This window comes from Pantoea sp. PA1, assembly GCF_056856975.1.
Window position 1 is genome coordinate 1 of the sequence record NZ_JBXGEE010000013.1, and the last position, 6,667, is coordinate 6,667.

Consider the following 6,667-nt stretch of genomic DNA (forward strand, 5'->3'; position numbering starts at 1 on the left):
CTCACGGGCAACACGCAACACCTCTTTTTTTTCCGGACCGGACAACTTTTTGCCCTTTGCCCGTTCCGCTGCAAAAACAGCGTCATCAAGAAACTGCTTTTCAGTCTTAGATACAACATGCAGACGACCAGCCATAAACCCTCCAGGTAAACGTCAACAGCGCCCCCCTTTCCCCCCAAGCCGGGTCCCCGGCACCCCGGTTTTCCATAGGCTCCGCCCTCCTGACGAACATCACAGAAATCTGCCGATTCCCGGTGCTCAAATCAGAAGGGGCGAAACCCGACAGGACTTAAAGATACCGGACGTTTCCCTCCGGTGGCTCCCTCGTGCGCTCTCCTGTTCCCACCTTACAGCTTAGCCCGTGTCTTTCCGCTGTTATGGCCGCGTTTTCTCATACCACGCCTGACACTGGGGGCTGCTTAGGTGGTTCGCTCCAAGCTGGACTATATGCACGAACTCCCCGTTTAGTCCGACTACCACGCCTGCTCAGGTAACTGTTCACTTGAGTCCAACCCTGACAGACACGACAAATCGCCACTGGCGGTAGCCACTGGTAACAGGTTTGCGGAGCGAGCTTGTCAAACAGATTTACAAGAACTCTTGAAGTGGAAGCCCAACTACAGCTACACTGGAAGGACGAATCAGGTGACTGCGCTCCGCTAAAGCCAGTTACCATGGTTAGAAAATCTGCCAGGATTACCTAACCTTCGAAAAACCACCTGCCAGGGTGGTTTTTTCGTTTAAACGCTGCCAGATTACTACTCAGATGAGACAATCACAAGATTGTCGTGATACATAATTTCATCGAAGTTAAAATAACCGAGTCGAAAAATGGTTGGTTTTAAGCCAATTACAGCGCCTTCGGAATCGATTAATAACAGGGACTTTAAATGTCAAGAAAGAAAAAAGTTGTTTCTTTACTCCCATCTCTTTTGCAAATTAAAGCGATAAGCAACATAGAGGTCAGTGAGGATGACGTTAAGTTCCTCAGAGGGGAAAAACCTGTAGAAGGTGATTTAATTATAGGCGACTTCGTATATGATGAGCTAAATTATTCATTCCTGGACGGGTGCTCTTCAGAACTTGGTATACATAGGCTATCATGCAACTTCTCTTTTGAAATCAAAGGAGGAACAAAGCAAAGCCAGATCGATAAGCATATAAACAACTTTAACCTTTACAGGATAGGAATTAAAGCTGGCTTTATTTCATTAGAAAAAGAAAAGCTAAAAATTCAATTTGCCATAGACTTCCTTACGCATGGTGATGATATATTTTATTCAAAAGACAGAGTGATTAACTCCTTATATCTCTTGGAGTCTGCATCTGAGTATTTTTGGGGTTCAGCTAAGGAAATTATGAAGGATAAGTAATGACATGGTCAAAGGTTTTATCTTTCCTTCTCAACGTTTTCCTTTCTACTTTTTTATTCAAAGTATTAGTAGATGAGAAAGTTGATTTGAAATTAGCATGTGGCATTTATGCTGCTTATGTCATCGTTTACATGCTGCTGTCAGATAAATTTTCGGCATGGGACAAAGAATCAGGCATATCAAAAGCCAAAGCTAGTGCATCACTAAGCCAAGACCTTTGTGAAAAGTACAGAGGCTGTATGCTGCAAGTTCATCATGCAGCTCTAGATTGCATAACTCACAATAAAAGAGGAACAGAGCTGCGTTACCAACTACAAACAATGGTAACTCAGTTATCAGAAGCTGTATTTGAGTCTAAAAAGCCAACTAACGTGTTTAAAGGCGATGAACATAAAGATAATAAAGAACCAAAGCCAGCTTCCGACATAGCATTGAAGCTGGCTATAGGAAAAACAATCTCTAAAGAAAAGAAAGAAAAAAGTAATATAAATGACTAGCAAATAAGCGGGAAAGGCTATTAGTAGGATAACCTTACCCGCATCAAATATTCGCGCAAATTTACCATAACACCCCGGCGGCGAACTCGCTTCCGGGCGGCTTTCACGCAAACTTCTGTAGTATCCTGATCGCCAGCTCCATGCCTTTCTCACGCTCTTCGCCGTAGCTGTGCCTGTCATGCTGTGCGTCCTGCAGGACGTCGATGAGCGACTGAACGGCAAGCTCACGTTTATTACCCAGAACCTCAAGCACCGCGCCACCGATCTCGTTACAGATGGCCTTTCCTTCAGCAAACTCATTCTTATCAGACATGATTTATCCCTCCGTCAGGTTTCGGGCACAGCCGCCTGGTCATTCTCTTTTACCATAACATCTCAGTCCCGAACCGGTTAGGCAGCCTCCGCTGTACGAAATCAGCTCACTTCAGATATGTTACTCATGACTGCCACCCTGTTCACGGAGTACACCATGCCGGAGTTCTGCTTTTTTAAGAAAGGTCAGCACATCGCCGCCCTGGAAAGATCTGACGCGGAGAAAGCCGCTCAACTGGCCGGTGACGGCTGGGAAAAGCTGTTTGAAGAGGTTCGCGCCGCCGATGCCGAAAGTGCACTCGCCAGGCTGGCGGACATGCGGAAAGAGGAAGTGACGACGGAGCGCGCTTTCATAACGGGTTCCGTATTCAGTAGCCTCCTCACAGCCATTCTCAAATAACGAGTGGCTGGCCGCGTTTAATGACCCTGCCAGTCACTCGCTTTTAACATAAGACTACGATCACGAATCCCGGATAACCGGCAGCAGGCCTGCTGAACCTCTGCTCCTCCCTGAAAACGGCGTGCTACAGTAGGTGGCGGTTTTTCTTAACGCGAATTTCACTGCCTCACTTCCTTCCCGGCCCCGCTGGCCAGGTTTCGGGATTTTTTTCAGCCATCCGGGATACCCGTCCCGGATGGCTGCCCAGGAATCCACCGTAAGATCGCGTCACATCCCTTCATTTTCGGGTGCCGGATGAGGCCCGCCGGCAGCGGGTAGCCGTTTTCAGGCCAAAAAAAACCGCCGTGCAGGCGGTACAAAGAGAAATACTGTGACGCTTGCTTTTATCGCGGTCAGCCGGAGCCGCCGGCCGGTCTTAATGATAAAAAAGATCGCCGCGACGGCAAGCGTAAGCGGTAAAAAATACGCTCTCCTGCCTGCCGATACGGCTGCGCCTGAATTTTGCGCGTAAAAAAACCCGCAGTCTTGAGCGGGCTGAACAATCACGTTCACAGTTTACGGCAGCGCGCCGGCTCCTGCAGAAGAGCGGCGCGCGTACAGCATGGAAAAATCAGCGGGGTTCCGCAAGCCGTTACATTGCGCCGGCGAAAAAAAAGCCCCCCGCCGGGGGCCGAAGACGTGCAGTGGCTGGAAACGCCTGCATCCCTGGTGAAGGGATGCAATCAGTATGGGCCGGATTTTCGCCTGCGCAGGCCCGCCTGCATTATTTTTTCGTACCTGCCCGTATGTTGTATTTAACATAACAGTGCTTGGCCGCACCCCCGTAAAGCCCCTCAGCGCGATCCTGACGCGTCCGGGCTAAAAGCGGGACCTTTCCCTGGCCGAAACCGCGAAAATCCGCCCTGACAATTTCTGACCGTCTGCATGGCTATGCACCGAAGTGAATGGCGGTCGGTTTAAGGCGTATGTTGGCACTAAGGGTGCCTTTTCCACGGTTTTCCAGTTTAGGATGGTATGATGTCCGGGCGTTAAAACTGACAGAACAGGTAAGGGATCCATGCCAATACCAGGCAAGTTTGTTATCAATAATCAGGAAATGTCGACGCTTACGATGTTTGGTGTTGGCTCTTTTCCGGCGTACTCAGGAAATAAAAACTCCCGCAACCGGGTCAGCGACGTGGCCGTTCCCATGCAGGGCCCGATCCCGCCCGGAAAGTATTACATCGTTGACCGGCCAGCCGGCGGCTGGAAAGGCGTCATTCGTACCGACCTTCACGATTTCTATTCGTGGCCGACTCCAACGCCCGTCATTAAAGGTGAATGGTTTGCCCTCTACAGGCAGGATGGAAAGATTGATGATTTCACCTGGATAAACGGCGTGAAACGCGGCAATTTCCGGCTTCATCCTCCGGGGCCACTGGGTATTTCTGAAGGCTGCGTAACCCTGAAGAACCGCACTGATTTTCTGACTATCCGCCAGAGCCTGCTCAGCACCCAGCTCCGCAAACTGCCTAACGGACTTGTCACCTACGGCGAGATTGAGGTGGTTACAGATGGAAACTAAACGCCTGCCGGCAGGTTTAAAAATCTTTATCTTTGCCGCCTCTCTTATCGTTTTTTTCTTCTTTCTTCAGTGGCTGGGCCCGGTCAGTTATGAGCACTCGCACTTCTGGGAGGCCGCCGCCGGCATGTTCGGCGATACCGACCTTGAGGGGTTCATTATGATGAGTCTTGGACTGCTCAACCTTGCTCTCGCCGTCACCGCTTACAGAATCATTGTCCGGAAAATTGAAAAACGCATGAACGGAGCGGGATAAGGTCTGCCTGTCTGAAACGCCTTATGGATACGCAGTTCACTGTGTGTCCATAAGGCGTTGGGCAAGCCGTCAGGCGCGGCAGTCCACTTGCTGACGATGTTCTATCCTGCGTTCGTCAGAGGGCAAAAGAAAACTTCGACGCGTCGAAATTTATCAGGGTGTCGGGCATAGCCTGACATGGAGGATTTGGTGCGCTGGCGGTGTACCAAAAACACATCTTGTCCCGCCGTTTTGGGTCGCCGGCGCAGTGGCGGTGGTCACAAAACATTTCCTGTCCGGCACTAAGTTTTTCTGACCTGCTGCAGCTTCTGTGTAACCAGAAAGCCCTCAAGGCTCAGATCTTCGTTCAGCCCGTCCCAGTGAATGCCGCGTGGACTCAGTTCAAACGTTGCAAGCTGCTCTGCGGTGGCGCCGGCCAGCGCGGGAAAATAAAACAGCGGGACGCCCAGGGTGCGCCCGTCGCTCAGCTGCAGCCACATGTTGCAGGGATCAAATTTTGCCGATTTGATGGATACGCTCATCACGACCTCCGGTTGACCGTCACGAATTTACGTTGATAGTATGCCCGGGTAGTCCTGTCGTCCATGACGACCACCAATGATCCCACGGCCTGAGAGGATCGCCTTCGGGTGGCTGTACAGAACACTCCCGCAGCCTGAAAGGGAGAACGCAAAGCGTGGTACATCTGCCCGCCCCTGGAAGCAGATATCGTCACAAACAGCGCACCTACGACGCGACGATGAGGGTACATTTCACAATGCAGTGACTGGCACCGACCGTCCTGTCATCCGCTGCCGACAGTCATAACCACGACAGCCCGCTACACCCTGCGATCACCATTACGTCTTCCGGAAAGCACCTGTTTGCAGAGGCAAACGCGCCTCAGGACTGAACGGCGTCACTTTGGTTCGAGTAAAACGAGAACAAAGTGACGCGTGAAAAAACCACGCTGCAGCCCCTGCAGCACAACGCCTGACGGCGATTTCCACAATCTGACGTGCACGTATTACGTGTTTTCATGCGCCCTGAACGGGCATTAACCCAGCGCTGCGGGCATAACTGCAGACGTGTTCAGAAAGAAAAGGAAAATAATCGGCTCGGTATCGATGGCGACACCCGGAAGCGGGTGTGTGGAGGGAGCCTGACGACAGTCAGCCCGGCGTAAGCCGCGAACAGGTCAGCGACCTGGGGAAACCTCGCAAGAACTCAACAATCTGTCATCCCGATGCACAGATACCAGCTGAGAAGCAGGAAGCGCAAAAGTAACCGTGTCGTCGGGACCGGAACACCGGATAAAAATGATATTACAGGTTTTACGGCCTGTTATTTCCAGAACTGCCACCATTTAGCCGGAGGCGGTAAGGGCTGATGCATGTCCTGTTTATGCTCAAGAAGCAGCATTGCCTGGCGCAGGGAGCTGATATGTTCATCCCGCGAGGCTACAGCCTCTTTTAAACCCTCGTTTTCCTTCTGTAGCAACTCAATTTCGTGCTGTAAGTGCTGTAAATCAGGACTGTTAACCTGTGTAATTTCTTGTTCCGGATTTACAGTAAAATCTGTTGCTACAGGGAGGTTCCCAATGGTACCAAAAACTCTGATAAGCTCAGATGTATCGATGTTCTTTACAGTCTTCCCTGCCTTTACAACAGACGTAAAATTAAGTTTTCCGCTGTTCATTAGCTTGTAAATGGTAGGGCGACTAATACCGGCAAGCCTGGCTGCTTCGCTGATTGACACTTTTGCCATGCAGATTTCGCTATTCCTGAGTTAACGTTGCCATAAGACTGCTGTGAAGTCGTTCAGCATCCTCATGAAGCTTTTCACACATATCCGCTGAACCATCAAAATCTAGCTCGTTGAGCTTTCCAGCAGGAGCAGACTTTAGTGCTGAATGAATTTTGCCATGTTCGGCGCTGTTTTTTGCTGTTTCGTCATCAGACGCTCCGATGCGTACGTGCCATATGCTGAAATCGGGTGAAATGACGCTTCCTCGGTTCCCCTGGCTGCGCCAGACGAATGCTGCAGCGAGCGTTACCGGTTAACGACGAAAAGGCTTAGGCTTGCTCCAGGCGAATTCTGCAGCCTGACGTTCATCAGCCCGTGCCTGTTTAGCGGCTTCCGCTTCACGCTGCCCCAGCAGCTGCTCACGGGCAACACGCAACACCTCTTTTTTTTCCGGACCGGACAACTTTTTGCCCTTTGCCCGTTCCGCTGCAAAAACAGCGTCATCAAGAAACTGCTTTTCAGTCTTAGATACAACATGCAGAC

The 6,667-nt window shown here is 50.6% G+C and carries 9 protein-coding genes and 1 pseudogene; 5 read left to right on the top strand and 5 right to left on the bottom strand.

Annotated elements, in window-relative coordinates; all coding sequences use genetic code 11:
- Positions 1-890 precede the first annotated feature (890 nt).
- Both AC1V0D_RS21835 and AC1V0D_RS21840 read left to right on the top strand, forming a co-directional pair.
- On the top strand, positions 891-1,373 hold the full coding sequence (locus tag AC1V0D_RS21835) for a hypothetical protein (protein ID WP_482908091.1): 483 nt from the start codon (positions 891-893) through the stop codon (positions 1,371-1,373).
- On the top strand, positions 1,373-1,870 hold the full coding sequence (locus AC1V0D_RS21840) for a hypothetical protein (RefSeq protein ID WP_482908092.1): 498 nt from the start codon (positions 1,373-1,375) through the stop codon (positions 1,868-1,870). The genes AC1V0D_RS21835 and AC1V0D_RS21840 overlap by 1 nt, the downstream gene beginning before the upstream one ends.
- Positions 1,871-1,973: 103 nt before the next feature.
- Here AC1V0D_RS21840 and AC1V0D_RS21845 read toward each other — a convergent pair whose 3' ends face one another.
- Complete coding sequence (locus AC1V0D_RS21845) at positions 1,974-2,183, bottom strand: hypothetical protein (RefSeq protein ID WP_482908093.1); 210 nt, start codon at positions 2,181-2,183, stop codon at positions 1,974-1,976.
- A 126-nt stretch (positions 2,184-2,309) separates the two neighbouring features.
- On the opposite strand from AC1V0D_RS21845, the gene AC1V0D_RS21850 reads away from it, so the two are divergent.
- The 3 genes from AC1V0D_RS21850 (at position 2,310) to AC1V0D_RS21860 (ending at position 4,399) form a co-directional block, all read left to right on the top strand.
- Positions 2,310-2,582 carry a hypothetical protein gene (locus AC1V0D_RS21850; protein ID WP_482908094.1) on the top strand — a complete coding sequence of 91 codons (273 nt, stop codon included), beginning with the start codon at positions 2,310-2,312 and terminating at the stop codon, positions 2,580-2,582.
- Positions 2,583-3,639: 1,057 nt separating this feature from the next.
- Positions 3,640-4,146, top strand: a complete 507-nt coding sequence (locus AC1V0D_RS21855) for a DUF2778 domain-containing protein (RefSeq protein ID WP_482908095.1) — start codon at positions 3,640-3,642, stop codon at positions 4,144-4,146.
- On the top strand, positions 4,136-4,399 hold the full coding sequence (locus AC1V0D_RS21860; protein ID WP_482908096.1) for a hypothetical protein: 264 nt from the start codon (positions 4,136-4,138) through the stop codon (positions 4,397-4,399). The genes AC1V0D_RS21855 and AC1V0D_RS21860 overlap by 11 nt, the downstream gene beginning before the upstream one ends.
- Before the next feature lie 281 nt (positions 4,400-4,680).
- Here AC1V0D_RS21860 and AC1V0D_RS21865 read toward each other — a convergent pair whose 3' ends face one another.
- The 4 genes and pseudogenes from AC1V0D_RS21865 to AC1V0D_RS21880 all read right to left on the bottom strand — a co-directional run.
- Positions 4,681-4,920, bottom strand: coding sequence for a DUF2442 domain-containing protein (locus AC1V0D_RS21865; RefSeq protein ID WP_482908097.1), 240 nt, complete (start codon positions 4,918-4,920; stop codon positions 4,681-4,683).
- An 802-nt stretch (positions 4,921-5,722) separates the two neighbouring features.
- Positions 5,723-6,145, bottom strand: a complete 423-nt coding sequence (locus tag AC1V0D_RS21870; RefSeq protein WP_482908098.1) for a helix-turn-helix domain-containing protein — start codon at positions 6,143-6,145, stop codon at positions 5,723-5,725.
- A gap of 10 nt (positions 6,146-6,155) precedes the next feature.
- A pseudogene (locus AC1V0D_RS21875) lies at positions 6,156-6,334 on the bottom strand (Rop family plasmid primer RNA-binding protein).
- Between the two features lie 103 nt (positions 6,335-6,437).
- A partial coding sequence (locus AC1V0D_RS21880) for a hypothetical protein (RefSeq protein WP_482908099.1) occupies positions 6,438-6,667 on the bottom strand: 230 nt, incomplete at its 5' end.